This is a genomic window from Nocardia sp. NPDC050793 (assembly GCF_040654065.1).
Lineage (GTDB): Bacteria > Actinomycetota > Actinomycetes > Mycobacteriales > Mycobacteriaceae > Nocardia.
The window spans coordinates 124,489-150,785 of sequence record NZ_JBFAHG010000013.1; the positions used below are offsets into that span (position 1 = coordinate 124,489).

The window sequence follows — 26,297 nt, forward strand, 5'->3', positions numbered from 1 at the left end:
TCGCTTGCCGCTTCCACTCCGGTCACGCCGGTACGCGACCGTTATCGAGCGACGCGCTGCTCACGACCCCGTGGGGTTCCCGAGGCGACGAGAACGAGGGCGTCGCACCGTGGGCGAACGATAGCGGCGAACCGTCGAAGTGACGTGACCGACCGGCAGCTCCTGCGCCGCACGGCTCGGGCCCGTCGGGACCAGGCCAACCGGCACGTTCCGGCTCAGCACCGCACGACCCGATCACACCGAACCCCGGCGCACCGCGAAGGTGCGCGACCCATTCCGCACCGCGACTACTTACCGGACCGCACCGACTGCCTGATGCGCTCGGTCGGCGGATCACCGGCCACGCCCGCGGTGTCGCTGGCCTCTCCGGAGTCGCTGCGCGGCATGAAGATCCGCACCTCGGTGCCGCGGCCGGGGGTCGACAGAATCTCCACCTGGCCGCCGCGGCGTTCGATGCGGCCGCGGATGGATTTGGCGAGGCCCTGCCGGTCCTGCGGCACCGCGGCGACGTCGAATCCGGCGCCGCGGTCGCGCACGAAGACGCTCACCTGGTGCGGTTCGGCCTCGGCGAACAGATCGATGGTCGGCACGCCCGCGTGCTTGGCGGCGTTCACCATCGCCTCCCTGCTGGCGCCGAGCAGCGCGGTGAAATGTTCCTTGGGCAGGCCGCTTCCGGAGTCGTCCAAGTCCATCGAGACATCGCCGACCGTCACGGGGGTGACCTTGACGCCGTGCTGGTCCTCCACCTCGCCCGCGATGGTGCGCAGCGCCGCGGCCAGGCTCGACTGCGCGGGACCGGAATCCTCGAACAGCCACCTGCGCAGTTCCCGCTCCTGGCTGCGGGCCAGCCGCGCCACCTCCTGCGGGTCGTGCGCCTGGCGCTGGATCAGGGCCAACGTCTGCAACACGGAATCGTGCAGATGCGAGGCGATCTCCTCGCGTTCCTCGTTGCGGATGCGGGCGGCGCGCTCGGTGTTCAGCGCGCGCATCATGCGCAACCACAGCGGGACGGTCAGCAGCCCGGCGCCGATCAGGGTGACGGCCACGGCGATCAGCGCGGAACCGAGCGAGCTCAGGTCGATCCTGGCCAGCACCACCACACCGAGCCCGAGCACCACCATGGTGGCCCCGGCGACGATTCGCGCCCAGGTGACCACCGAGGGCCGCGCGGGCAGCCCGAGCAGCGAACGCGGGCCGTCGGTGTCGTATTCGCGCCAGACCAGCGCAGCGCCGACCGCGACGACGACGATCGGCACGATCACCTTCGCCGCGACGGTGCCGTTCATCAGCCAGGAGACCACCGCCGATAGTCCGAGCCCGAGCAGCGCGAGACCGACGGCCTGGCGCCGCTCGGCGTCACTCGGCTTGGCCGAATCGGCGCCGCTCGGGGTGAAGATCCACAGCAGGCCGTAGGCGATGATGCCCGCCCCCGCCAGCGCGGACAGCAGCACGAACGCCATCCGCACTTTGAACACGTCGAGCCCGAGATGGTCGGCGAGACCGCCCGCGACACCACCGACGATCCGTCCGCCCGACCGGCGCACCAGGCGCAGCTGCGGATGCCTGCCGAGATCGAGCACCGGAGCGGGCCCGAGGTCGCGCCCGGCGCCGTAGGCGCGGGAGGCGTCATACCCGGGCGCGCCCCCGAAGCCCGCAGCGGCGCCGCGGGCAGCGTCGAACGCGGGACCAGTCGGGTGCATGCTTCGATACTGGCACGCTCCCCCGACCCCGGCCATCAGGAATCACCCTGATCTTGCCGTCATACCCACAGGTTCATGACCGGACCCGCGCATCCTGGCCGCCAATGCTGTCCGGTCCGGACAAACAACCCTGCTGAGCTGGGCAGACGCAAACGTCCGCTCGGTCGTTCCCGCAGTCGGGACGCGGTGAGCCGGACCGCGCTCCTCGCCGGTCCGGAAAACCGACGCCGATGCGGCGACCAGGGCTTTCGCGCTCTTCACCCGCACGCGGCGCTGGGCCTGGGCAGCCACCGCCCCATACCTTTCCGTTGGGTCGTCGAAGACCCGGTCACCACCGGCATCACCCGGTTCGATCACCCGCATTCCGGCGGGAAAGCACTTGTTCGGGGAGGAACACATGAAGCACCTATCGGTACTCACGTTGGCATTCTCGGCCGCCGTCCTGGTGGTCTGCATGGTCCTCACGGGAAGCCCGTTCGCCGGAGCGGCACCGATGGCGCCGCACGAGAAGACGGTCGAAGGGCCGAACGGATTCCGGTTCACCGTCGGACACTCCGATCAGGCCTTCCATCCGGTGGCTCCGCTGAACGGCATGCCGACCAACCGGGAAGTATTCCTCGACGACACGTTCTACGGCCGGGTCGAGGCGGACGGAACCGGCACCTTGAAAGCCGGATACCTGGTCGCCTGCGCGGTCGACCTGACCGTCGGCATCGACCTAGGCGCCGCGATCGGCTTCGACGCGGGATTCCGGGTCGGCGGCTCGAGCAGCGGTGATTCGGCCTCGTCGAGCGTGGACGCGGGCCTCGGCCCCGACCTGAACATCGGCGCGAGCATCGATCTGTCGATAACGCCGGGCAAGGTGCAGCCCTTCGAAGTCGGCACCAAAGAGCTGCCGCCCGGCAGCACCGGTTATCTGATCAGCCGCGATTTCCACGTCGCGGTGCAGGACTGCGGCGGTCCGCTGACCATCCGCTCGTACACGATCGTCGACGCGCAGTCGCCGGAAGTCAGCGGGCGCGAAGCGGTCTACGGCGATCCGATCTTCCTGTGAGGTCGAGCTGGAAGGCGGTGCGCGACGCGGCGCACCGCCGCTGCCGGGAAGATGAGCGGCGGCCAGGCCGGGTAAATTGTCCCTGTGTTCGTACCGCCCAAACGTTTCCGTGGGTACGCGTGACAGGGGACGCGCCGCGGGGGGAAACTCGTTCGCCACGAGCGATTTTCGCTGAACGATTCGCCGACCTGTATGCCGCCGCGGGCAACCCGACGCTGCGCAGGGTCGCCGCCCAGGCGGAGAACCGCATGCGGGCCGCCGCGGCGGCGAACCCAGCGTCCGCCCAGCGGATCAGCGACTGGAAAGCGGGCCGAAATGTGCCCGCCCGCTTCGAATCCCTGTTGCCGGTGGTGCTGACGCTCATCGATCTCGCAAAGAAGCGCGGCGCCGCGCTACCCGCGAAACTCGCCGACCCGCAGGAGTGGAAGCGGCTGTGGACCGCATCGAACTCCTGGACGCCCGACGACGCCGACGACTCCACGTGCCCGTACCTGGGCCTGCAGTCCTATCGAAACACCGACAGCGACCTCTTCTTCGGACGCGAGCGGGCGACCGGAGAGCTCACCGAGCTGGTGCTGAACACCGCGCGCGACGGGGGCGGAATCGTCACGCTCATCGGCGCGTCGGGAGCCGGTAAGTCTTCGCTGCTCGCGGCGGGACTGGCATCCGAAGTTGCGCGGCGACAAGGCAACTGGCACATCGTCACAGTGACGCCCGGTGCGCATCCGTTGGACGCGTTGGCGAAGGTCCTTGGCGCGCAAGGCAAGAGCGCTGCCAGCGCAGACTCGCCGAAGACCTCCGACGTGCAGGGCAGTAGCGCCGCGGGCACAGGCTCGGTGAAGTCCTCCGACACGCACGGCAACGACGCCGAAGCGGTGAATTCCTCTGATGCGCAGGGCGAGGACGCCGCGGACACCGACTCGGCGAAGTCCTCTTACACGCAGGGCAAGGAGGCCGCAGGCACCGAAGCGGCGAATTTTCCTGGCGTGCAGACTGACGACGCTGCGCCGATCACCGGGCCTGGGCTACTGATCATCGACCAATTCGAAGAACTGTTCACCGTCTGCGCCGACGAACGGGAGCGCGACGAGTTCCTGGCGCTGCTCGATCGGCACGCAACCCAGAACGACCACATCGCCGTCGTGCTCGCCCTGCGCGCCGACTTCTACGCCCGCTGCCTCGACTACCCGATCCTGCAAGAGTCCCTGGAAAAGCGCAGCTACTTGCTCGGCCCCATGCGCGTCGACGAGCTGGCCGAGGCAATCACCGGCCCCGCCGAACGCGCCGGACTGAAACTCGAAGCCGGACTGGACGAACTCGTCATCACCGAACTCTGCGGCCTGGGCGACCACCAAGCACGCCAGAGCTACGACCCCGGAGCCCTGCCGCTGCTCTCCCACGTCATGGCCGCCACGTGGCAGCACCGGGAGGGACGCAAACTGACCATCGCGGGCTATCGGGCGGCGGGCGGTGTCGTCGGTTCCGTCGCCGCCACCGCGGAGCAGGCGTGGAGCGAACTGTCCGATCCGCAGCAGTCGGCCGCGAAAGACGTCTTGCTCGGGCTCGTCACCGTGGCGCGTGACTCCCGCGACACCCGGCGCATCGCGGCGCGCCCCACGCTCCAGCAGCGCAGCGCCGACCCGCTCTCCGCCACGGCCGCCCTGGAACTGCTCGCGCGCACCCGGCTCGTGACGCTGGACGCCGACGCGGTGTTCCTCACCCACGAGATCGTGCTCGACGCCTGGCCGCGACTGCGTGCGTGGATCGACGAGAACCGAGTCGGCTATCTGGTGCGACAGCGGGTGGAAGCGGATGCGGTCGAATGGGATTCGACGGATCGTGATCCGGCGCTGCTGTATCGGGGTTCCCGATTGGAGGCGGCGCTCGAGCATACTGCGGCGGCCGACGGGGTAGTGCGCGATTTCCTGCACGCCTCGCGCGCATCGCGTGGCCGGACCCGCCGACGCGCCTCGCTGACCCGGGTCGGTCTCGCGCTGGCGGGAGTGGTGCTGTTGATGCTCGGCCTCACCGCCTACACCCAGACCGAATTCGGGCGACGGCAGCGCGACGAGAAGAATTTCGCCGCCGTGCTGACCGAAGCTCAGCGCTTGCGCGCCATCGATCCCTCACTGTCCGCACAGCTCTATCTCGTCGCCGAACGGATGCGGCCCGGCGACGAGGCGGTGCGAAACCAGCTGCTCAGTACGCAGAATCAGCCACTCGCGACCACCGTCCCGGCCCACGTCAACGGGTACGTCGAGGTGACGCAGCAGCCAGGGGGTGCGCTGTTGGCCTCGGTCGACCACGACCGCGTCGCCTACCTGTGGGACACGCACAACGCACAGCACCCCCGCAAGCTGATGCAGCTTCCCGGCAAGATCTCGCAGGTCGGGTTCAGTCCGATCCGTCGCGTGATGGCGACGAGCGGCAACGAGGCCACACGGCTCTGGGACATATCCGAGCCGGGCACACCACGACAGCTGGCCGAGCTGCCGCGCGCCGAGGCGGGACCGTATGTGGCCACGAGCTTCAGTGCGGACGGCAACATCCTCGCCGCCGTGAACGCCGACTCGGTCACGCTGTGGAACGTCACCGATCCCGCTCGCCCGCAGCTTCGTCAGGTGCTGCCGCTGGGACGAGACATCAGTGCCGACGTGCTGTTCAGCCCTACCGAGCCAGTGCTGGCCGTCCTGACGAACAAGCTGTCTACGACCTCGCTGCCCAGCGATGGGCGGATTCAGCTGTGGGACGTCGGCCGCCCCGAGGGCCTCGTGCCGATCGGATCGCCGATCGAGGCCGACACGGCGGAACTGCGCCACATGGACTTCCGCCCGGATGGGCGAATTCTCGCAGTCGGCACCGGCGACGGGTCGCTGCGACCCGACGGGCAGGTGCAACGGGGGGCGGTGCGGCTGTGGCGGGTCGGACGAGACATATCGCCCGCACAGATCGGCGCACCGGTGGATGCCGGCGAGTCCGCCCTGTCGTCGTTCGTCTTCAGCCCGGACGGCCTGATGCTCGCGGTCGCCACCACCGAGCGGGCGGCACTGTGGACCGTGGCGGATCCGTCCCGGCCCGAACTCATCGATGAGCCGCTGGCGACCGGTCCGCTGACCTGCCAGTACTCGAACGGCTTGGCGATTCCCTGCCGTGGCGGTCCCACCGGCCTGGCGTTCGGTTCCGACGGGCGGACCCTGACCGTGGGCGGCCCGGACGGCAACCTGCGGGTCTGGTCCATGCCGCCTGGACTGGTGTCGGGCGCAGCTACAAGGTCGGCTTTTCCGTTCTTCGACGCGACAGGCCACCGCGCGGTCACCTATTCGGGCGCTGACGCGAGCGAGATCTGGGACACCCGAGATCCGTTGCGGTGGCGGCTGCTCGGTCGCTTCACGCACCGCCCCGGCACCTACCCGTTCGAGATCAGCCCAGACGGCACCATCATGCTCACCACTTGGTTCGAACGGCAGCTCACGCTGTACGACATATCCGATCCGGCGAACGTGCGTCGGCTAGGCGACTGGGCGAGAATGCTGGAGAACGCCGACCACTTCGCGATCCGGCCGGATTGGCGGATCGCCACGACGTCACAGGACGACTCGCTTCAAGTGTGGAGCCTCCAGGATCTCGCCAACCCCACCCCGCTCGGCGAAAAGATACCGCTCTCCAAGGCCGGAGACATCACGTTCAGCAGCGACGGCAGCATCCTCGCGGTTCGCACATTCGTGCCGGGCGACGGCGTCGTGCGGCATCCACTCAGGTTGTGGGACTTCACCGATCCGCGACGACCGATTCCACTCGGCGACGCCCTTCCCGAGCTGGGTACCTACCTCAACACGGTCCTGTTCGCACCTGACGGCCGGACGATGGTCCTGGTCAACAACCAGCTGATGCAGGTGTGGGACATCAGCGACCGCAGCCGAATCCGACCGATCAGCGCACCTATCGTCGCGGCCGGCCTTTCGGTCGACCGGATCTCCTTCACCGCAGACGCCCGCAGCGCCGTCAGCATCAGTCGCGATAGTCGAATAACGTTGTGGGACTTTACCGATCGCACTCAACCCCAACAGGTCGGCGCCCCCATCACACCGACCCGCGAGGGTGATACCTGGACCGCCCAATTCCTCCCCCACGGCAACCACCTCGTCATCTCCGGCGGCGGTCTCCGCGTCTGGGACCTCGACGTCTCCCACGCGATCGACCGGATCTGCGACGTCACCGGATCCCTGCTGACCGAAGACATCTGGCAACGCCACCTCCCCCAGCTCCCCTACCGCCCACCCTGTTCCTGAATCACACTCTCTTACAGGGACTTTCCAAGCATTCCTTCAGCACGCCCGACCAAGCTGAAAGCGACCACGGGGGCAGTCCGTGGTCACGCCGGGTAGGGAGCCCGGGCGTGGAACCGAGGGGGATACCCGAATGTATGGGAAGTCTGGGCTGGCCGCTGTCGCGATTGCCGTGGGTTGCCTCTCGGGGCTCGCTCCGCAGGCGGCGGCGGTCGATCTCGCACCGCACGAGAAGACGTACTCCGCCCCTGGCGGTCTGGAGTTCACGGTGGGCCACAACGAGCACGCGGCACGGCCGACCGGGTCGCTGAACGGCATGCCGACAAATCGGGACGTGTTCCTGGACAACACGTTCTACGGGCAGGTGTCGGACGGAACCGGCCACCTGAAGACCGGATACTTCGTCGCCTGCGCGGTCGACCTGGAGGCGACGCTCGATCTCGGAGCCGAGATCGGCATCGATGCGGACGCGAGCGCGCACCTGGGTTTGACGCCGGAGTCGCTGCTGCCCGGAGTCGATGTGAGCGTCGGCCCGTACCTGAGCGCGGGGATCGGCGTCGATCTCTCGATCAGCCCGGGCAAGGTGGTCGACGTGCCGGTCGGTGAGAAGGAGCTGTCGCCGGGCAGCCAGGGGTATGTGTTCAGCCGGGACCGGCGCATTCACGTCGAGGATTGCGGAGGGCCGTTGACGGTGCAGGCCTACGCGATCATCACCGTGGAAACGCCGGAGGTGATCGCGGACGGCGCGGTGTTCGGAGACCCGTTCACGATGTGATCGCCGGGACCCTCATCCGTCGGGCCGACCGGATCAGGCCGTTTTTCAGGGTTCACCCCGATGCGCCGCGCCGCTGGTCAGCCCCACTATGGGGACTATGACGAGAACAACCTTCGGCGATCAGCTGCAGCAGATGTGGCAGACGCGGCCCATCCGGTTGCCGCGGCAGGGTCCGGTCGCGGGCGTCGCGGCGGGGTTCGGGCAGCGCTACAACGTCGACCCGGTGCTGGTGCGGGTCGCGTTCGTGGTATCCACCCTCTTCGGCGGCGCGGGCATCGTGCTGTACCTGTTGGCCTGGCTGCTGCTGAACGAATCCGGCGACCGGTCCTCGGCCGCCGAATCGCTGTTCGGCAAGGGCCACAGCTCGCAGTCGCAGACCAAGACGGTCGTGCTGATCGTGGCGCTGGCCATCGCGGTCACGACGGTCGGCCCGATCGGCGTCGGGCTGGCCGGCTCCGGGATGATCAGCCTGGCCCTGATGCTCGCGGGCTGGTGGATGCTGTTCATGCGATGCCCGCAGCCGCCGCCCGGCACCAGCGCCATGGACGGCGGTTTCGCCGACAGCGGTCTCACCGACGGCCTGGCCGCGACGGGCTACCCGGGAGCGGTGTTCCCGACCGGCCCGCTGCGCAACCCCGGCTACCCGGTGCCCGACGTCCCGCCGGTGTACAGCCCGTACACCAAGCTGCCGGACGCGTACGTTCCCGATACCCCGAGCGAGCCGGAGACCACCGTGCTGCGCGCCGACGCGTCGGAGACCGTGTCGCTGGACAAAAGCGTCGACGGACCCGCCGAGGTGACCGACGCGAAACCCGAAGTGCTCGAAGCGCGGACCTCGTCACCGCAGCCGAGCGCCGGAGACTCGCTTTCGCTCGACAAGCCCGACACCGAGCCGAAAGCCCCCGCCGAGCCGAAAACGCTCGCGGAAAAGCCCGCCCACCCGACACCCGCGGCCTTCCCCGGCGTGCGGCCGCCCTCCTGGGATCCGCTCGGCGTGGCGCCGCTGGCCTGGGACCTGCCCGAGCCGGCCCCGGCCCGCCCGGTCGTCGCCTTGCCGCCGAAGCGTCCTCGTTCCCGGTTCACTCCGGTCGTGCTCGGCCTCGCCATCCTCGCCGCTGCGGTCGCGGGCGCGATCGCCGCCGCGGGTGTCGAGTGGATGACGCCCGGCCGCATCGCCGCGGTGGCCTTGGCCGTGATCGGTCTCGGCCTCGTGCTCGGCGCGTTCCTGCGGCGCGGCTACGGTCTGCTGGTCGTCACCGCTCCGCTCGCCGGCTTCGTCCTGCTCGCCTCGATGATCGGACCCATCGAATTCGACAGGGGCGCCATGGGCGAGCACGTGTGGGCGCCCGCGACGATGGCCGAACTGCAACAGGACTACCGGATCTCGATGGGTTCGGGGACGCTCGACCTGCGATCGCTGAACCTGACCGAGAACCGCACCGTGAACCTCGACTTGCAGATGGGCGAGGTCCGCATCCTGGTGCCGGAGAACATGACCGTCCGCACCGATTGCACCGTCACCATGGGCGACAACATGTGCCCGCGCGGCGTCACCGGCCCGAACACGCCGGGCGCCCCGGTGCTCGATCTCGATGTGGACGTTCAGATGGGCAGTGTGGAGGTGCAACGTGGCTGAGCAACCCCGAACCGACGAAACGAACGAGGGCCGCGGACCGTCGGCCTCCCTGCTGATCGTCGGCCTGCTGGCACTCGCGGTGAGCATATGGGGCTTCATCGGCCACGCCGCGACGGCCAGCGGAGCGATCTCCTTCGGCTGGATCGTCGTCATCGCCGCCATCGTCGTCGGCGTCCTGCTGGTGATCTCCCCCCGCAAAGGACGTTGACCGCGATGGCCCTTGTGCAGGAGAACCCCATGGCGCGAGAACAATTCGAGACAGACGTGGACGATCGGACACCGCCACCAGGACAGAGCACGCCCATCGCGCGAGTCGTGCCGGTTACGCCGGCGAAGGCCCCCGTCGGAGGTGGCATGCTACTCGGCCACCTCGTCCTCGGCCTCGGCTGGAGCCGCGCCGAGACGGTCTGAATCCCGAAACGCCGACGGCCCCCGCACACACCGTGTGCGGGGGCCGTCGAGGTCTCAGGGGATCACTCCCACTCGATGGTGCCCGGCGGCTTGCTCGTGACATCGAGCACGACGCGGTTGACCTCGGCGACCTCGTTGGTGATACGGGTCGAAATGCGCTCGAGCACTTCGTAGGGCAGGCGAGTCCAGTCGGCGGTCATAGCGTCCTCGCTGGAGACCGGGCGCAGCACGATCGGGTGACCGTAGGTGCGGCCGTCGCCCTGCACGCCGACGCTGCGCACGTCGGCGAGCAGCACCACCGGGCACTGCCAGATCTGCCGGTCCAGCCCGGCCGCGGTGAGCTCCTCGCGGGCGATCGCATCGGCCTGCCGCAGCGTGGCGAGACGATCACCGGTGACCTCGCCGACGATGCGGATGGCCAGGCCCGGACCCGGGAAAGGCTGGCGCGCAACGATTTCCTCGGGCAGGCCGAGCTCGCGGCCGACCGCGCGGACCTCGTCCTTGAACAGCAGCCGCAGCGGCTCGACGAGGTCGAACTCCAGATCCTCCGGCAGCCCGCCGACATTGTGGTGCGACTTGATGTTCGCGGTGCCGCTGCCGCCGCCCGACTCCACCACGTCCGGGTACAGCGTGCCCTGCACCAGGAACTCGACCTCGGGCGCTTGCCCGTCCTCGGCGCCGTGCTCGGCGACGACCTCGCTCACCGCGTCTTCGAAGGAGCGGATGAACTCGCGGCCGATGATCTTGCGCTTCTCCTCGGGATCGGTGACGCCCTTCAGCTCGCCGAGGAACTTGTCCACCGCGTCGACGGTGACCAGCTTGGCGCCCGTCGCGGCGACGAAATCCTGCTGTACCTGCTCGCGCTCGCCGGAGCGCAGCAGGCCGTGATCGACGAACACACAGGTCAGCCGATCGCCGATGGCGCGCTGCACGAGCGCGGCCGCGACGGCGCTGTCCACGCCGCCGGACAGGCCGCAGATCGCGTGCCCGTCGCCGACCTGCGCGCGGACCTGCGCGATCAGCGCGTCGGCGATGTTGGCCGGGGTCCACGCGGACGGGATGCCGGCGAGCTCATGGAGGAAGCGGCTGAGCACCTGCTGGCCGTGCGGCGAGTGCAGCACCTCGGGGTGGTACTGCACGCCCGCGAGGCGACGGGCGCGATCCTCGAACGCGGCGACCGGCGCGCCCGCGGTGGTGCCGGTGATCTCGAAGCCCTCCGGCGCGTCGGTGACCGCGTCACCGTGACTCATCCACACCGGCTGGATGGTGGGCAGACCGCCGTGCAGCAGACCGCCGTCGATGTTCAGCTCGGTGCGGCCGTACTCGCGGGTGCCGGTGTGCGCGACCGTACCGCCGAGCGCCTGCGCCATCGCCTGGAAGCCGTAGCAGATGCCGAAGACCGGAAGCCCGAGATCGAAGAGCCGAGCATCCAGCTGCGGCGCGCCCTCGGCGTACACGCTGGCCGGGCCGCCGGACAGAATCACCGCAAGCGGGTTCTTCTCGGCGATCTCCTCGACGGTGGTGGAATGCGGAATCACCTCGGAGTACACACTTGCCTCGCGCACCCGCCGCGCGATCAGCTGAGCGTATTGGGCGCCGAAGTCGACGACGAGGACCGGTCTCTGGGATTCTGCCACGGCCACAGTCTAGTGAGCCGGGTGCGCGCCCGAACCAACGGGCACGTCCCTGTGCAGGCACGTTGTGTGCTCTCGAAGCGGGCAACGCGAATCCCGAGTCGAGCCCGCCGTGGCTCGTTATCCTCTTGCTCGTGCCCTTCGCCCGTGCGATAGACGCCGACATCCATTACGAGGACAGCGGCGGGGACGGTCCGGTGGTGTTGCTAGCGCACGAATTCCTCATGGACCGAACCATGTTCGCTTCGCAGATGGCCGCGCTCGCGCCGGAATTCCGGATCGTCTCCTGGGATGCCCGCGGCCACGGACGCACCAAGGATCAGGGCCTACCCTTCACGTACTGGACCGCGGCGCGCGACGCGCTGACCGTGCTCGATCAGCTCGGCGCCGAGCGTGCGGTGTTCGGCGGCACGGCGCAGGGCGGCTTCACCGCGCTGCGCGCCGCGCTGATCGCGCCGGAGCGGATCGCGGGGCTCATCCTCATCAGCACCGAGGCGCACGGGCCGACGCCCGAGCAGTCCACCGCCACCCAGCGCTTCCTCGACGAGTGGTACGACGACGACAGCAGGGAGCACGCGGTCGACCGGCTCGCCACCTGGCTGATCGGCGACGACGACTGGTATCGGGCGATCTGGACCAAACGCTGGCTCGGCCGCGACCGGAGCGGTATCGAGGTCGCCGCAGGCTGCCTGCTCGCCAGGGAGTCGGTGCTCGACCGGCTTCCCGAAATCACCTGTCCCGCACTGGTCATCCACGCCACCGACAGCGGCATCACGCACGACCGCGCCGAACAACTGGCCGCGGGTCTCGCGTCGGCGACCTACGTGGAGATCGCGGGCGCTCGCCTCGCGGTCACCATGACTCACCCGGAACCGGTGAATCACACGATCCGGCAGTTCCTCCGCGATCAGGTGATCCCGACGCACGCGCGGTGACGTCTGTCCGCACGACCGGCGAGCACGGCCGAGCCCGCGCCCGATTCGTCCGGCGCGGGCTCGCGGCGAGCGGCCTCAGGCGCGAACGCTGAGTCCGACCTTCTGGAACTCCTTCAGGTCCGAGTACCCGGCCTTCGCCATCGAGCGGCGCAGGCCGCCCACCAGGTTCAGCGAGCCGAACGGGTCGTCGGACGGGCCGAAGAGCACCCGTTCCAGGCTCGGCCGCACCTGCTCGGTGGACTCGCCGCCCAGATCCCACGGATCGTCCACGTGCAGCAGCGAACCGCGCGGCACCGACGGGTGCGCGGCCGCCGACGGCCAGTACCAGCCGCGGCCGGGCGCCTCGGCGGCCAGCGCAAGCGGCACCCCGAGCATGGCGGCGTCGGCGCCGCAGGCGATCGCCTTCGCCAGCTGACCGGACGTGGCGACATCGCCGTCCGCGATGACGTGCACGTAGCGGCCGCCGGTCTCGTCCAGGTAGTCGCGGCGCGCGGCCGCGGCGTCGGCGATGGCGGTGGCCATCGGCACCCCGATGCCGAGCACCTCGCCGGTGGTCGTCGCGCCGGGGTACGAGCCGTAGCCCACGATCACGCCCGCGGCGCCGGTGCGCATCAGGTGCAGCGCGGTGCGGTGATCGCTGACGCCACCCGCGACGACGGGCACGTCCAGCTCCGCGATGAAGGTCTTCATGTTCAGCGGCTCGCCGTCACCGACGTGCTCCGCGGAAATGATGGTGCCGTGCACGACGAGCAGATCGATGCCCGCCTGCAACAGGGCGGGCGTCAGCGCGCGGGCGTTCTGCGGGCTGACCCGCACGGCGACGGTCACGCCCGCCGCACGCACCTCGGCCACCGCGGCCGCGAGCAGATCCGGCTGCATCGGCGCCGCGTGCAGCTCCTGCAGCATGGCGACGGCGCGCTCGTAGCCGCCCTTGCCGACCACCTCGAGCAGCTGATCGATCTTCGCATCGACATCGGCGTGCCTGGCCCACAGGCCCTCGCCGTTGATCACGCCGAGCCCGCCGAGACGGCCGAGCTCGATGGCGAACTTCGGCGACACGAGTGCGTCGGTCGGATGCGCGAGGAACGGAATCTCGAACCGGTAGGCGTCGAGCTGCCACGCCAGCGACACCTGCTTCGACGAGCGGGTACGCCGCGAGGGAACGATGTCGACATCGTCCAGTTCGTAGGTACGCCGGGCCGTCCGGCCCATGCCGATCTCGACCATGTCGCGCACTTGTCTGTCCTTTCGGTGTTTATTTGCGCGCTGCCGCGCGCGTGTTCGCGGCCGTGTCTTCGGCGCGCTGGCGCGCGCGTGTCCGCGGCCTTTTATGTCTCGCTTCCGAGCGGTCGAGACTCGCGACTTCGTCGCATGCGCTTCGACCGCTCGGAAGCGAGACGGCCGCGAACGGGCTCGTAAGACTCGCCCTCGAGGTGGTCGGGAGGGAGCCACGGGTTCAAGTCGCTTCGACTCGCGAACAGGTTAATCATGCACGGTTCGTCCGGGGTGATCGCAATCGCATCCGGCGCAGCGCACGGAATCCTGTCGAGCACCACGGTCCGTGCTTCGGTTGGCGGATCGCCTTCGGCCCGCCGGGTTTCTCCCGCGGCATTCAGCTGGTAGCTGCCGGAACCCGACGCTGTCAGGTCCCGGCCGCACCTGGTTACGTCAGCTACGACCGGTGTAGTTCGGCGCTTCGACCGTCATCGTGATGTCGTGCGGGTGGCTCTCCTTCAGGCCCGCCGCGGTGATCTGCACGAACTGCGCTTCCTGCAGCTCAGCAATGGACTGCGCGCCGGTGTAGCCCATGCCGGCCCGCAGGCCGCCGACGAGCTGGTGGATCACCTGGTTCACCGGGCCGCGGAAGGGCACGCGGCCCTCGATGCCCTCGGGCACCAGCTTGTCCTCGGCGAGCACGTCGTCCTGGAAGTAGCGGTCCTTGGAGAACGACTTGGCCTGGCCGCGGCCCTGCATAGCGCCCAGCGAACCCATGCCGCGGTAGCTCTTGAACTGCTTGCCGCCCACCAGGATCAGCTCGCCCGGGGATTCGGCGGTGCCCGCCAGCAGCGAGCCGAGCATCACGGTGGACGCGCCCGCGGCGATGGCCTTGGCGATGTCGCCGGAGAACTGGATGCCGCCGTCGGCGATGACCGGAACGCCGTGCGGCTTGCACGCGGCGACGGCCTCGAGGATCGCGGTGATCTGCGGCGCGCCGACGCCCGCGACCACGCGAGTGGTGCAGATGGAGCCGGGGCCGACACCCACCTTCACCGCGTCGGCGCCCGCCTCGACCAGCGCGGCCGCGCCCGCCCGGGTCGCGACGTTGCCGCCGACAACCTGGATGCGGTCGCCGACCTCGGCCTTGACCTTGGCGACCATCTGCAGCACCTGCACCTGGTGTCCGTGCGCGGTGTCGACGATGAGCACATCGACACCCGCGTCGGCCAGGGTCATCGCGCGCGACCATGCGTCCTCGCCGACACCCACCGCGGCGCCGACCAACAGGCGGCCGTCGCGGTCCTTGGTGGCGTTCGGGTATTGATCGGTCTTGACGAAGTCCTTGACGGTGATGAGCCCGCGCAGGCGGCCGTTGCCGTCCACGATCGGCAGCTTCTCCACCTTGTGGCGGCGCAGCAGCCCGAGCGCGGCCTCCGCGGTGACGCCCTCCTGGGCGGTGATCAGCGGCGCCTTGGTCATCACGTCGGCGACGCGGCGGTCCTGGTCCACCTCGAAACGCATGTCGCGGTTGGTGATGATGCCGACGAGGGCCCCGGTCTCGTCCACCACCGGAAGACCGGAGATGCGGAACCTGGCGCACATGGCGTCGACCTCGGCCAGCGTGTCGGTCGGGCGACAGGTCACCGGATCGGTCACCATGCCCGCCTCGGAGCGCTTGACCGTCTCCACCTGCGCGGCCTGGTCGGCGGCGGACAGATTGCGGTGCAGCACGCCCATACCGCCCGCGCGCGCCATGGCGATGGCCATGCGCGCCTCGGTGACGGTGTCCATGGCCGAACTGACCAGCGGGGTGCGCAGCCGGATCTCCCTGGTGAGCTGACTCGAGGTCTCCACCGAACTGGGAATCAGATCCGATGCGGCGGGCAGCAGCAGCACGTCGTCGAACGTGAGGCCGAGCATGGCGATCTTGTTCGGGTCGTCGCCACCCGTAGGGGGGCGGACTGCGAGTCGTTCGCCCGGTACGGGATTACTCATTCGGATCGACCCCTCCTGGAACGTCGAAAGCGAGAGACGCCGGACGGGCCGGCGTCGCGCACAACTGATGGGATGGACGGTGACGGCGAGGTCAGCGTGTCGGGAACTGTCCAGCGCCTGCCATCTATGGTATCTGTCCCGCAAACTCGTCGATGCACTGAGCCCAATGGGCGCGGCGCCGGAGGAAGTCCGCCTGAATACCGCGCACGCCGGAGCGCAGGCGGAGGTGCGCCCATGGGCGCCGCCGGACGAAGTCGCCCATGGACCGCGCACGGCCGGAGCGAACGCGGAGGTACGCGCAGTCGCGAAACTGGCACCCTACATAGCTGGCGCAGACCACCCTGTTCTGCGTACCGTGGGTGTGTGCGTGACCATCTACCACCTGGCTTGCCGCCGGATCCGTTTGCCGGAGACCCCTCCGACCCGTCCGCCGCGCTCGACGCCATCGAGCCCGGCGAGCCGCTGGATCCCCACGAGCGCCTTGCGGTCGAGGAGGATCTCGCCGACCTCGCGGTCTACGAAGCGCTGCTCGCGCACCGCGGAATCCGCGGACTCGTAGTCAGCTGCGAGGACTGTAGGCAGGACCATTACCACGACTGGGACATGTTGCGCGCCAACCTGCTTCAGTTGCTGGTCGACGGCACGGTGCGGCCGCACGAGCCCGCCTACGATCCGACGCCTGAGGCGTACGTCACCTGGGATTACTGCAGGGGTTACGCGGACGCGTCGATGAACGAAGCATTCCACGGCGACGGGTTCGACGGCTTCGACAGCTGATCCCGCGATCCGGACACCCGAACACGACGAAATGCCGACCGCCGGTCGGCAATCGGTCGACGCGCGTATTCGGATGACGGCTCGCAGGGCCTTCGCGACACGCCGACGCACGGCATGCGCGCATTCCTCTTCTTGGTGTCGAACGACACACGATCGTCCAACGACACGCGATCACAGTGGGATCCAACCGGCGACCGGCCAGGCGAGCAGTCACCGTTCGATGGTGAACTCGCTTACGCCCGAGCTCAGTTGCTCGGAGTCTGGCCCGTTGGCACGGTCGGAACTACGACGGTGCCCGGCCCATCCTCGATGATCGGCGACCGCGTCGCGGGCTGGGTCGTGGCTTCGGTATCTCCGCCGGTCGGCACGCCGACCGTCGTCGGCGCCTGGGTGGTGGGCGCCCCCTGGGTCGGCGGCTGTTCGACAGGCGTGGTCGGCACGGTGGTCACCGGCTGTTGCGTCGTCGGCGCGGTCGGACCGCCGGTCGGCTCGGCAGGTCCGGTAGGTCCGGCCGGCTCCGCGGTGGTCGGCGGCGTGGTCGCCGAGATCGGCGGCACCATCATGTTGGTGATGGTGGTGGTCTCGCGAGCCGGTTGCGTCGGCGTGGTGGTGGTACCGGGGGCGCCACTCGGCCGTGGTTGGTTCGTGGTGGTGGCCTGCTCGAGCGCGGCCGCCGCCTCTGGCGACAGGTCACGCAGCTGCGTCAGCAGCTTCTGCCACTCGGCCTCCAGATCCTGCTTCTTGTCCGAGTCGCTGACCTGGTCGACGTTCACCGACGCGCGCTCCAGCAGCGCCTTCGCCTGCGCCGGATTGCGCTGCGCCAGAGCCTGCTCGGCCTGGTCGAGCTCGGTGCCCGCGCGCTGCACGACGGTGGTCTGCGCCTGCTCGCTGAACACGACCTCTTTGACCCGCCACAGTGGATCGCCGGGCTCGGCACTGTAGGAGAACACCGTCACACCGCCGAAGACCAGGGCCAATGCCGCCGCGGTTCCCGCGATCGGACCGACAAGCCGAAGACGGCCACGGTTGACTGCGCCGACTCGAACCTTGCGCGCGCCGATCTCCTGGTTGACCGCGGCAGCGACCGCGTCCAGATCCGGTGCGCTCGGTAGCGGCGGCGAAACCAGTTCCGCACGCCAGTCGGCTAGCAGTGCCGCTAGCTGAAACTCCTCCGCGCTATCGGTCTGTACCGGTCCATCGCTGGCGATGGCGTCGATCAGAGCATCGTCACGGCGTACCGCGGCGATGTCCACCGGTCCGGTGTCACCAGTCCCCCCGGCGTAGGGACCGCTATTTCGCGATCCACGTCGCGCCTTCCAGTCACCCCGACCGCGCTCGCCATCCCTAGCCATACATTTCACCTGCCCTCGCCACTTGTGACTTCAGTTTCGCGAGTGCCCTGTGCTGGGCCACCCGTATCGCGCCCGCCGTACTGCCCACGGCGACTGCGGTTTCTTCCGCTGACAAACCCATGACCAATCGCAGGATCAGGATCTCTCGATGCTTTTCGGGGAGTGTCGCGAGCAAACGGTTCATCTGTCTGCTCGTCTCCGATTCGAGAGCTCGCTGCTCCGGTCCTTGGTCGGTGGATATGACATCTGGTACTTCGGCCATCGCCTCCGCCTTGTTACGGGCGGCGTTGCGATGTGCGTCGGCGACCTTGTGCGAAGCGATTCCGTATACGAAGGCCATGAAGGGCCTGCCCTGGTCCTGATACCTGGGCAAGGCTGTCATCACGGCCAGACATACCTCCTGCGCAACGTCGTCCGCGGAGAGCTGTCCGCGCTCCGCCGCGCCGATACGCGCGCGGCAATACCGGACAACCAGCGGGCGGATCAGCTCTAGTACCTGAGCTAAAGCGGATCTGTCGCCCTGCGCAGCGGCAGCGACGGCGAGGTCCAACTCTTCGCCCGTGTGCGTCATCGTCAGAGAGATTCCTGGCGTTACAAGTGGCACCGGCCCGATGACCTGTGCTTCCGCGGATGCGGCGGAACGGATCTAACAATAGCGATAGCCGCCGAGGAACCGAGCAACATGGTCACTTGTCTCGAGAACGAATCGCCGACCGTCACGCGGCGCCCGGCGGACGAAAACGCCCGCCACGACGGGCGATTCCGGCGGCGCACTCCGCCGCCTCGCCCGCGGCGGCAGGATCCGACAGCCCGGAACGCAGCATCGCGCATGCCCAGCGCAGCGGAAGCAGATCGTGCTCCCGGCATTCGGCGGCCACCGTGTCGGCCAGCGCCCTGGCGTGTTCGGCATCACCCGACGCGGCCGTCGCCGCGGCGACGAGGAGCCGGGACTTGACGCGGTGCCGCACCGAGGGCGCGGCCTCCGCGAGGGCGAGGGCTTCACGCGTGTGCGGCAACGCTTCCCCGGCCGCACCCGACGCCAAGGCGGTCTCGGCGCTGACCCAGTGCCAGCGGATCCATGCCCGCCATCGCAGGCCGTCCGGATCGAGCGCGGCGCGACTCCGGTCGAGCAGTCGGCGCGCCAGTGCCAGGCGGCCCGCGCCGAGCGCGTCGGCGGCCAGGCCGGTGAGTGCGTCGCAGACCGCGTCGACGCGATCCGGCGCGGCGGCGGGCACAGAGGCGAGTTCACCGCCGGGCAGCGCAAGCGCGGCCGCACGTCCGTCCGGACCGGACGCCGCGGCGTGCCAGCCGAGTTGACGCAGCAGCGAGCCCTCGGTGCTCGCAGCCAACGAGAGCAGCACCGGATCGGCGGTCCGCCGCCGCACCGCGGACAGTTCGGCACGGGCCGCGGCGTAGCGGCCCTGTCCCCCGAGAATCACCGCCCGAAGCCAGGAACTCAGGGCGTCTTCGGCGGCCGGCAACTCGGCAGCGGCGAGGCCTGGGCGAGCCCCGAAGGCCCCCATAGCGAGGACTTCATATCGGACATCCACGGTCGGAACTGGCGCGAACACGCGCGAACTCTATCCCGTCCGCGACCGACGACCGCGCGTAGTAAATGCCGGATCGGAGACCTGGTTACCTGCCAGCATTTCTGGTACGCCGCACATGTTTCCATCAGGTAAATCTCGCCTCGCCATTGCGAGATCATCCGCGACACAAATTCACGCGCGTTTCGCGCAATTAACCTCCGCGCCCCGTTTCCGCCATATGGGATGTGCTCGCGCACAGCCCACACGGTGGCCATCGTCACGCCGGTTACCTGTCCCCCACGGGACCAGTAACCTGTGAGCGGTCCCAAAAAAGACGGACGACCTGCGGAAACCATGACATACTCGACACAGGCGACTTCCGGCCGCGTTCTGGCCAACCGAACAGTATCACCGATACCTACGTTAAAAGTAAACAGCGGGTAGGTTAAATCTCGCCATTGCCAGATTTGGAAAACCGGTGCGCCGAACTATTGACGGAATTTCGCGGCTACCCCTAACGTAACTCATCGCCACGGACGGCGCCGCGCGAAATTGCAGCGACCAGAAGGGCGAGCCGAGGGACACCGCCGATCGCACGTGCCCCCCACCTGTTGCAGACAACTGCTCGACAACGCCGACGAGCTCGCATTACGAGGAGTTCACCATGCCCATGCCGACCCACCTCCCCGGACCGAACGCCGACGTCTGGGACTGGCAGATGCGCGGTTCCTGCCGAGGCGTGGACTCCGCCGTGTTCTTCCATCCCGACGGCGAACGCGGCCGCGCCCGCACCGCACGCGAGATGCGGGCCAAAGAGATCTGCCGCGCCTGCCCCGTGCTCATGCAGTGCCGCAGCCACGCGCTGAAAGTCAGCGAGCCCTATGGCATCTGGGGCGGCATGTCGGAGACCGAACGCGAGATGCACGCACGGCGCAATCGCCGCCGTATGGCCGTCTGAGCCGCGACCAGCCGTCGCCGCAGCACAACGCGAATCCGCGACCCATCCGTATCGCGTGGCGCGCCGAATGCCTAGCAAATAACCGGCCACTGAAACACCAGATACACATTCCGGCCGAACCGTGATGGCACACCGCTGTCCCAGTTCGGAACCGACGCCGACGCGCGGCATCAGGCGGCCACCACCGCCGGACCCGCGGTCGCGGCGAGCAGGAGCCGCGCGATTGTCGGCCCGGTGGCGAGCGGTAGCTGTTGGCGTGTCACATCTGAATTCGCCCGGCGTTTGGGAGTTCACCGCAAAGTAGCTGAGCTGCTTGCGGTTTGCTGGCACCCCACTGGAAGGAGGCGATAGCGGCACGCTACGGTAGTGACCGATGACACAGAATGGAGCGTTGTGACAACGCGGCCGCCAGCCGCAGAGGGCGACTCGTTCCGAAGAGAAGCCTTCCCACCGAGTGTGGATTCTGCGGTGTCGGCACGCGCAGCCGAAAGCATCGAACTAGCCGCTCTCTTGCATCGCTGCGGTGAGTCCGACCAAGAGGCTTTCGCCGAACTGTACGACCGGACATGCGCGCGCGTGTTCGGTCTGGTGCTCCGGGTGCTACACGATCCGGGGTACGCGGAGGAGACCACGCAAGAGGTGTATCTCCAGCTCTGGCGTACCGCAGCCAGTTTCGACCCCGCGAAGGGGTCGGCAGTGACGTGGTTGATGACGCTCGCCCATCGACGCGCCGTCGACCGGGTCCGCGCCGAGCAGGCCCACACCCAGCGCGAAGTCGCGTACGGGATAAGGGTTCTCGGCAACGAGTTCGACGAGGTGACCGAAGAGGTCGAGCGCAGGCTCGAACAGCAGGCGGTCCTCGAGGGACTCACCGGCCTCACCGAAACCCAGCGAGAAGCAATCTCACTGGCCTACTACGGTGGCCGGACCTATGCGGAGGTGGCCAACTACCTCGGCGTAGGGTTACCGACCGTCAAGTCCCGGATTCGGGATGGATTGACACGACTGAAGAAAAGTTTGGGGGTGACGTGAGATGAACGAAGCCCAGATCGATCTCGCGCACACCGTCGCGCTCGGATCGATCGACGACGAAGACCATCACGCGGTACAGGAATTGCTCGACGGCGAGGATCCGGTGCTACACGCCGAGTTCATCGCGGAGGTGCGGCAGGCCAAGGACGCCTTGGCCGCGCTCGCGGCGGTGACGGCCACCGCGCCGCCCGCCGCGCTTCGCGGTCGGTTGCTCGCGGCCATCGCTGCCGAGCAACCTCCCGTTGCCTCCTGAGCTCCACCCCTAGCCGGGCTGCGCCCCGCCACCGTCCTCCGGTGACCTCCCGCGCCGATCGCCCGAGAGACCGCACGCCACCCCGCAGGGGCTTCCGCGCGGACGTCACGTCTGCTGCGCCGAAGTCTCCGCAGCGGGCCGCGTCCCGCCGCGCCGCGACGGCTTGCGCCGTCCCATTCCGCACGATCGACCCGACACTTGTCATGTCTCACGATCCGCCCGTCCGGCTTGCCGAGCGCACCCGGAAAAGGCCCCCGAATGCGGACATCCGGGGGCCTTTCACACGCTCGACGCGTCAGTGGGCGTGACCGTGGTGACCGTGGTCGTGCGCCTCCTCGGCGGGCTTGTCGACCACGGCGCTCTCGGTGGTGAGCACCATGCGCGCGACCGACGCCGCGTTGACCACCGCGGAACGGGTCACCTTGACGGGGTCGACCACGCCGTCGGTGAGCAGATCACCGTAGGTGAGGGTCGCGGCGTTGAAGCCTTCCTTGCCCTCGGCGACCTTGCTGACCACCACGGCGCCGTCCAGGCCCGCGTTGGTGGCGATCCAGTACAGCGGCGCCTGCAGCGCCTTGCGCACCACCTCGACGCCGACGGCCTCGTCGCCGGACAGCGAGTCGCGCAGCTCGACGAGCTTGGCGCCCGCCTGCACCAGCGCGGTGCCGCCGCCGGGGACGATGCCCTCCTCGACCGCGGCCTTGGCCGCGCTCACCGCGTCCTCGACGCGGTACTTGCGCTCCTTGAGCGCGGTCTCGGTGGCGGCGCCGACCTTGATCACCGCGACGCCGCCCGCCAGCTTGGCCAGGCGCTCTTCGAGCTTCTCACGATCCCAGTCGGAGTCGGTGGCCTCGATCTCGCGGCGCAGCTGGGCGCTGCGGGCGGCGATGTCCTCCGCGGTGCCCGCGCCGTCGATGATCGTGGTGTCGTCCTTGGTGACGACAACGCGCCGGGCCTTGCCGAGCAGCTCCAGACCGGCCTCGCGCAGGGTGACGCCCAGGTCCGGGTTGATGACGGTGCCCGCGGTGACCACGGCCAGGTCGTCCAGGAACGCCTTGCGACGGTCACCGAAGAACGGCGCCTTCACCGCGACGGCCTTGAGGGTCTTGCGGATGGAGTTGACCACCAGAGTGGACAGCGCCTCGCCCTCGACGTCCTCCGCGATGATCAGCACGGCCTTGCCGCTTTCGGCGATCTTCTCCAGCAGCGGAAGGAAGTCCGGCAAGGAGCTGATCTTCTCGCGGTGCATCAGCACCAGCGCGTCCTCCAGGACGGCCTGCTGGGTGTCGGTGTCGGTGACGAAGTAGGGCGAGAGGTAGCCCTTGTCGAACTGCACGCCCTCGGTGACGACGAGCTCGGTCTCCAGCGTCGAGGACTCCTCGACGGTGACGACGCCGTCCTTGCCGACGGTGGTGAGCGCCTTGCCGACCATCGCGCCGAGCTGCTCGTCACGCGAGGACACGGTGGCGACCTGCGCGATGGCCGTCTCGCCGGAGACCGGGGTGGCCGCGGCGAGCAGCGCCTCGGAGACCGCGTCGGCGGCCTTGGCGATGCCCGCGCCGACCGCGATCGGGTTGGCCCCCGCCGCGACGTTCTTCAGGCCTGCGCGCACCAGCGCCTGGGCCAGCACGGTCGCGGTGGTGGTGCCGTCGCCCGCGACGTCGTTGGTCTTGGTCGCGACGCTCTTGACCAGCTGCGCGCCCAGGTTCTCGAACGGATCCTCGAGGTCGATGTCGCGCGCGATGGTGACGCCGTCGTTCGTGACGGTCGGGCCGCCGAACGCCTTCGCGAGCACCACGTGGCGACCGCGCGGGCCGAGGGTGACCTTCACCGCGTCGGCGAGCTTGTCGACGCCGCGTTCCAGAGCCCGGCGAGCCTTCTCGTCGAACTCGATCTGCTTTGCCATAAGTCCTTTTCCTTGGATGCCTGGGCGGGTCCGGCCCGGTAGGGCCGTGCGGACGCCGCCCGCTGGGCTGAAACGACGTTGCCCCGGCCCCGCTGGAGGGGAACCGGGGCAACGTCGTTACGACTCGATCCCGGGCGTGGCCGGGAAGCGCGATCCGATCCGGATCGCGCCGAGCGCGGTCACTTGCTGACGACAGCCAGCACGTCGCGCGCGGACAGGATCAGGTACTCCTCGCCCTGGTACTTGATCTCGGTGCCGCCGTACTTGCTGTAGATGACGACGTCACCCTCCTGGACATCCAGCGGGATGCGCTTTTCGCCCTCGTCGTCCCAGCGGCCGGGGCCGACGGCGACGACGGTGCCTTCCTGCGGCTTCTCCTTCGCCGTGTCCGGGATGACCAGGCCGGAGGCCGTCGTCGTCTCGGCCTCGTTGGCCTGGACGAGGATCTTGTCCTCGAGCGGCTTGATGTTCACGCTCGCCACGTTGAGCCCTCCACTTTCAGGGGATTTACGGTCGTCCGGAACTGTTGTCCCGGACCATCGGTTCGGTCACGGTGCTGACCCTGCGCATAGCCCCGTCGTCGCGGGTGCCGGGACCCCTGCTCAGTAGTCACAACTGCTGACACCCGGCGAATGCGGAGGGCGGACGGTTGCCCGGCCGTCCACGTTCACCAGTGCCACTAGCACTCTATACACGAGAGTGCCAGCGCTCAAGGCCGGGCGGTGCCAATGCGCGTCGGCCGCCCCACTTCGCACCCGCTTCGGTTCGGATATGCACTCACCAGGGTTGGTTGCCCCACGGCCTCAGGGCTTTCCATTGGTTCGGGAAATCTGTAACGTTCGGATAACGGATTGTGACAGTATTGACGACGGTCGTGCTTCGGCCGCCGAGTTCATCACGAACCGGCGTCCACGGGAGGCATCGAGCGTTACGAAAGAACCGGCACAGCGTCACAAATTCCGTTGCGCCACAGCTTCACCCAGAGGGCAAGTCCACACGTGATCCAAGGCCGATTCCCGCGACCCACCCGGACGCCGGTCCGGCCGGATCCCGAGTCCGGATCGCTCGCCGACCACGCGACGGTCCGGAAGTCCATTCGAGATGGTCGGCGACACGATGACCATCCGCTCGAAGGGAGGTGAACATGCGAACATCCCTCGGCATCTCCGCCGGGAACGAGGTCGTGTGCTCGGCGCTCGTCGCCACCGCGCCGAACGGCGCCCAAAGCTTCGACTACCGCGTCGTTTCCGCCGACGCGGCCCATTCCGATGTCGGTGATCTCGTCGCGTCCTCCATCGACCTGATGACCACCCAGCTGCCGAGTCAGCAAGTGCCGCACGACATCGCGTGGCCCGCCCAGCCGGTCGGCGTCCGGTTCGCAGGCACCGGCTCGGCCGGGCTGGAAGCGGCTGTGGGCAGGCCGCCGACCAGCGTCGCCGTCGCCTATCGCAGCAAGGAGCAGGCGCAGGTGATCCGTTCGGCCACCGGCAAACAGCGCGAGCTGAAGCTGGTCCCGGAAGGCACCGCCGCGCTCACCTTCCTGCGCCACACCGGGCTGCTCGATCGCTACGAGACGGTGGCCGTCGTCGATCTCGGCGCGACCGGTCTGAGCGTCACCGTCGCCGAACAGGCCGACGGCACCGTGCTTCGCTCCGAACGCATCCACGCGATCAGCGGCAACGCGATCGACGACCTGATCTACCACCACCTGGTCGACCTCCACTACGCCCGGCGCGGCACCAGGCCGAACCGCCGCATGCTGACCAATCGCGGCCGCGCCGCGAAGGAACATCTCTCGGTGGCGCCCGCGGTCACCATCGACCACGTCGCGGGCAGGCCGCTCAAACTCACCAGGGCCGATTTCGAGGAACTGATCGGAGATCTGCTGCGCGACACCGCCTTGTTCACCGCTGCGGTGTTCGCGCGGGCGCCCAGGTCCCCGGAAGCGGTGGCGGTGATCGGCGGCGGCGCCAACATCCCCGCCGTACTCGAGACCCTCGAACGCGTACTCGACGTGCCGGTGCTCACCGTCGACGATCCGGAGGCGGTCATCGCCAAGGGCGCCGCGCTGGTGGCCGACGCCGCACAGCCTTCCGCGGCACCGGTGGCGGCCGAGCTGGGCGGCGACGCGCCCGCGGGCACCTTCACCAAGGTCATCGGCACGCTCGCGGGAGCCATCGTGGTGGTCGGCCTCGTGGTCGGCTACGGCTTCAAGACCTTCGCGCCGACGTCGGACGAGGAGGTCTCACCCGCGGGCACCACGAGCAGCGCACAGCTGCCGACGACGCCGGGCACGCAGGCCCCGCAGACCGGCGCGGGGACCGTTACTTCCGGTGGCCGCGAGACCACCGACGTGGCCACCGTCGCACCGCCGCCGGTCACCCAGGACGTCGGTCTGCCGTCGACCCGCACCGGCGCCGTGTCCACCCCGACGCCGACACCGGCGCCGATCCCGTCGGTTCAGCCGACGCTGCGCCCGGACCCGAACCTGCCGCCGATCCCGTTCCCGGAACTGCTCGGCCCGCTGCTGAATCCCCCCGGTAATCCCCTGTTACCCACGCAGCAGAACCGCGAGGAGTACGGGCCGTCGACAAGCCCGGCACCCCCTCCGGCGAGTAGCCCGCCCCGGGACCCCGCGCACACCAGGATCCCGATTCCGATGCCGCGCTCCAACTCGGGCTCCGACCGGCATGGCACGACCAGCGCACTGCCGTTGCTCGAGGTCGAGTTCGGCCCGCACCGCTGAACGACACGCTCGATCCGATCGAACGAATCACCCGCGGACGGAATGCCATTCGCTGCTCGATGATCCAATTCGACCGCAGGCAGCCCGATCGGCAGACAGA

The 26,297-nt window shown here is 68.9% G+C and carries 20 protein-coding genes; 11 read left to right on the forward strand and 9 right to left on the reverse strand.

The features are described from left to right. Positions 1–287 precede the first annotated feature (287 nt). Positions 288–1,700, reverse strand: a complete 1,413-nt coding sequence (locus AB0H50_RS32205) for a PspC domain-containing protein (protein WP_357460147.1) — start codon at positions 1,698–1,700, stop codon at positions 288–290. Between the two features lie 397 nt (positions 1,701–2,097). Between AB0H50_RS32205 and AB0H50_RS32210 the strand changes: the two genes are divergently transcribed. The 5 genes from AB0H50_RS32210 (at position 2,098) to AB0H50_RS32230 (ending at position 9,659) form a co-directional block, all read left to right on the forward strand. Beyond that, a complete protein-coding gene (locus AB0H50_RS32210; protein ID WP_357460149.1) occupies positions 2,098–2,754 on the forward strand; it encodes an MspA family porin in 657 nt (218 codons plus the stop codon). Between the two features lie 119 nt (positions 2,755–2,873). Continuing rightward, positions 2,874–7,043, forward strand: coding sequence for an AAA family ATPase (locus tag AB0H50_RS32215; protein ID WP_357460151.1), 4,170 nt, complete (start codon positions 2,874–2,876; stop codon positions 7,041–7,043). A gap of 130 nt (positions 7,044–7,173) precedes the next feature. Next, positions 7,174–7,815 (forward strand): MspA family porin, encoded by a 642-nt coding sequence (locus AB0H50_RS32220; RefSeq protein ID WP_357460153.1) that lies wholly within the window; start codon positions 7,174–7,176, stop codon positions 7,813–7,815. Between the two features lie 88 nt (positions 7,816–7,903). Continuing rightward, positions 7,904–9,451, forward strand: coding sequence for a PspC domain-containing protein (locus tag AB0H50_RS32225; protein ID WP_357460155.1), 1,548 nt, complete (start codon positions 7,904–7,906; stop codon positions 9,449–9,451). After that, positions 9,444–9,659 carry a hypothetical protein gene (locus AB0H50_RS32230; protein WP_357460158.1) on the forward strand — a complete coding sequence of 72 codons (216 nt, stop codon included), beginning with the start codon at positions 9,444–9,446 and terminating at the stop codon, positions 9,657–9,659. Before AB0H50_RS32225 ends, AB0H50_RS32230 begins: the two co-directional genes overlap by 8 nt. 265 nt (positions 9,660–9,924) lie before the next feature. Here AB0H50_RS32230 and guaA read toward each other — a convergent pair whose 3' ends face one another. Beyond that, entirely contained in the window at positions 9,925–11,505 is a 1,581-nt protein-coding gene (gene guaA / locus AB0H50_RS32235; RefSeq protein ID WP_357460160.1) for a glutamine-hydrolyzing GMP synthase, read from the reverse strand. A 125-nt stretch (positions 11,506–11,630) separates the two neighbouring features. Here guaA and AB0H50_RS32240 point away from each other — a divergent pair, with 125 nt between their 5' ends. Next, entirely contained in the window at positions 11,631–12,431 is an 801-nt protein-coding gene (locus AB0H50_RS32240; RefSeq protein WP_357460163.1) for an alpha/beta hydrolase, read from the forward strand. Positions 12,432–12,506: 75 nt separating this feature from the next. Here AB0H50_RS32240 and AB0H50_RS32245 read toward each other — a convergent pair whose 3' ends face one another. Together AB0H50_RS32245 and guaB are read right to left on the reverse strand one after the other, a co-directional pair. Next, positions 12,507–13,667, reverse strand: coding sequence for a GuaB3 family IMP dehydrogenase-related protein (locus tag AB0H50_RS32245; RefSeq protein ID WP_357460165.1), 1,161 nt, complete (start codon positions 13,665–13,667; stop codon positions 12,507–12,509). A 432-nt stretch (positions 13,668–14,099) separates the two neighbouring features. Beyond that, positions 14,100–15,644, reverse strand: a complete 1,545-nt coding sequence (gene guaB, locus AB0H50_RS32250) for an IMP dehydrogenase (RefSeq protein ID WP_357460167.1) — start codon at positions 15,642–15,644, stop codon at positions 14,100–14,102. Positions 15,645–16,007: 363 nt separating this feature from the next. On the opposite strand from guaB, the gene AB0H50_RS32255 reads away from it, so the two are divergent. Continuing rightward, positions 16,008–16,421 carry a DUF5319 domain-containing protein gene (locus AB0H50_RS32255; RefSeq protein ID WP_011207424.1) on the forward strand — a complete coding sequence of 138 codons (414 nt, stop codon included), beginning with the start codon at positions 16,008–16,010 and terminating at the stop codon, positions 16,419–16,421. A gap of 245 nt (positions 16,422–16,666) precedes the next feature. Here the strand turns inward: AB0H50_RS32255 and AB0H50_RS32260 are convergent, their stop codons facing one another. From AB0H50_RS32260 to AB0H50_RS32270, 3 genes are all read right to left on the reverse strand, one after another. Next, on the reverse strand, positions 16,667–17,674 hold the full coding sequence (locus AB0H50_RS32260) for an anti-sigma-D factor RsdA (RefSeq protein ID WP_357460169.1): 1,008 nt from the start codon (positions 17,672–17,674) through the stop codon (positions 16,667–16,669). 91 nt (positions 17,675–17,765) lie between these two features. After that, entirely contained in the window at positions 17,766–18,344 is a 579-nt protein-coding gene (locus AB0H50_RS32265) for a sigma-70 family RNA polymerase sigma factor (RefSeq protein WP_067784912.1), read from the reverse strand. A gap of 145 nt (positions 18,345–18,489) precedes the next feature. Further along, positions 18,490–19,344, reverse strand: a complete 855-nt coding sequence (locus AB0H50_RS32270) for a hypothetical protein (RefSeq protein WP_357460171.1) — start codon at positions 19,342–19,344, stop codon at positions 18,490–18,492. A gap of 622 nt (positions 19,345–19,966) precedes the next feature. Here AB0H50_RS32270 and AB0H50_RS32275 point away from each other — a divergent pair. The 3 genes from AB0H50_RS32275 to AB0H50_RS32285 all read left to right on the forward strand — a co-directional run bounded on the left by AB0H50_RS32275 (position 19,967) and on the right by AB0H50_RS32285 (position 21,545). Then, positions 19,967–20,260 (forward strand): WhiB family transcriptional regulator, encoded by a 294-nt coding sequence (locus AB0H50_RS32275; RefSeq protein ID WP_067784918.1) that lies wholly within the window; start codon positions 19,967–19,969, stop codon positions 20,258–20,260. A gap of 456 nt (positions 20,261–20,716) precedes the next feature. After that, complete coding sequence (locus tag AB0H50_RS32280) at positions 20,717–21,292, forward strand: sigma-70 family RNA polymerase sigma factor (RefSeq protein WP_357460173.1); 576 nt, start codon at positions 20,717–20,719, stop codon at positions 21,290–21,292. Between the two features lies 1 nt (position 21,293). Beyond that, on the forward strand, positions 21,294–21,545 hold the full coding sequence (locus tag AB0H50_RS32285; RefSeq protein ID WP_357407582.1) for a hypothetical protein: 252 nt from the start codon (positions 21,294–21,296) through the stop codon (positions 21,543–21,545). 295 nt (positions 21,546–21,840) lie between these two features. Here the strand turns inward: AB0H50_RS32285 and groL are convergent, their stop codons facing one another. Then, complete coding sequence (gene groL / locus AB0H50_RS32290; protein WP_357460174.1) at positions 21,841–23,451, reverse strand: chaperonin GroEL; 1,611 nt, start codon at positions 23,449–23,451, stop codon at positions 21,841–21,843. Positions 23,452–23,630: 179 nt separating this feature from the next. Beyond that, entirely contained in the window at positions 23,631–23,933 is a 303-nt protein-coding gene (gene groES, locus AB0H50_RS32295) for a co-chaperone GroES (RefSeq protein ID WP_067784927.1), read from the reverse strand. A gap of 662 nt (positions 23,934–24,595) precedes the next feature. Here groES and AB0H50_RS32300 point away from each other — a divergent pair. Beyond that, the gene (locus tag AB0H50_RS32300) at positions 24,596–26,197 is read left to right on the forward strand and encodes an Hsp70 family protein (RefSeq protein ID WP_357460176.1); all 1,602 of its coding nucleotides are present in this window, start codon (positions 24,596–24,598) and stop codon (positions 26,195–26,197) included. The last annotated feature ends 100 nt before the right edge of the window (positions 26,198–26,297 follow it).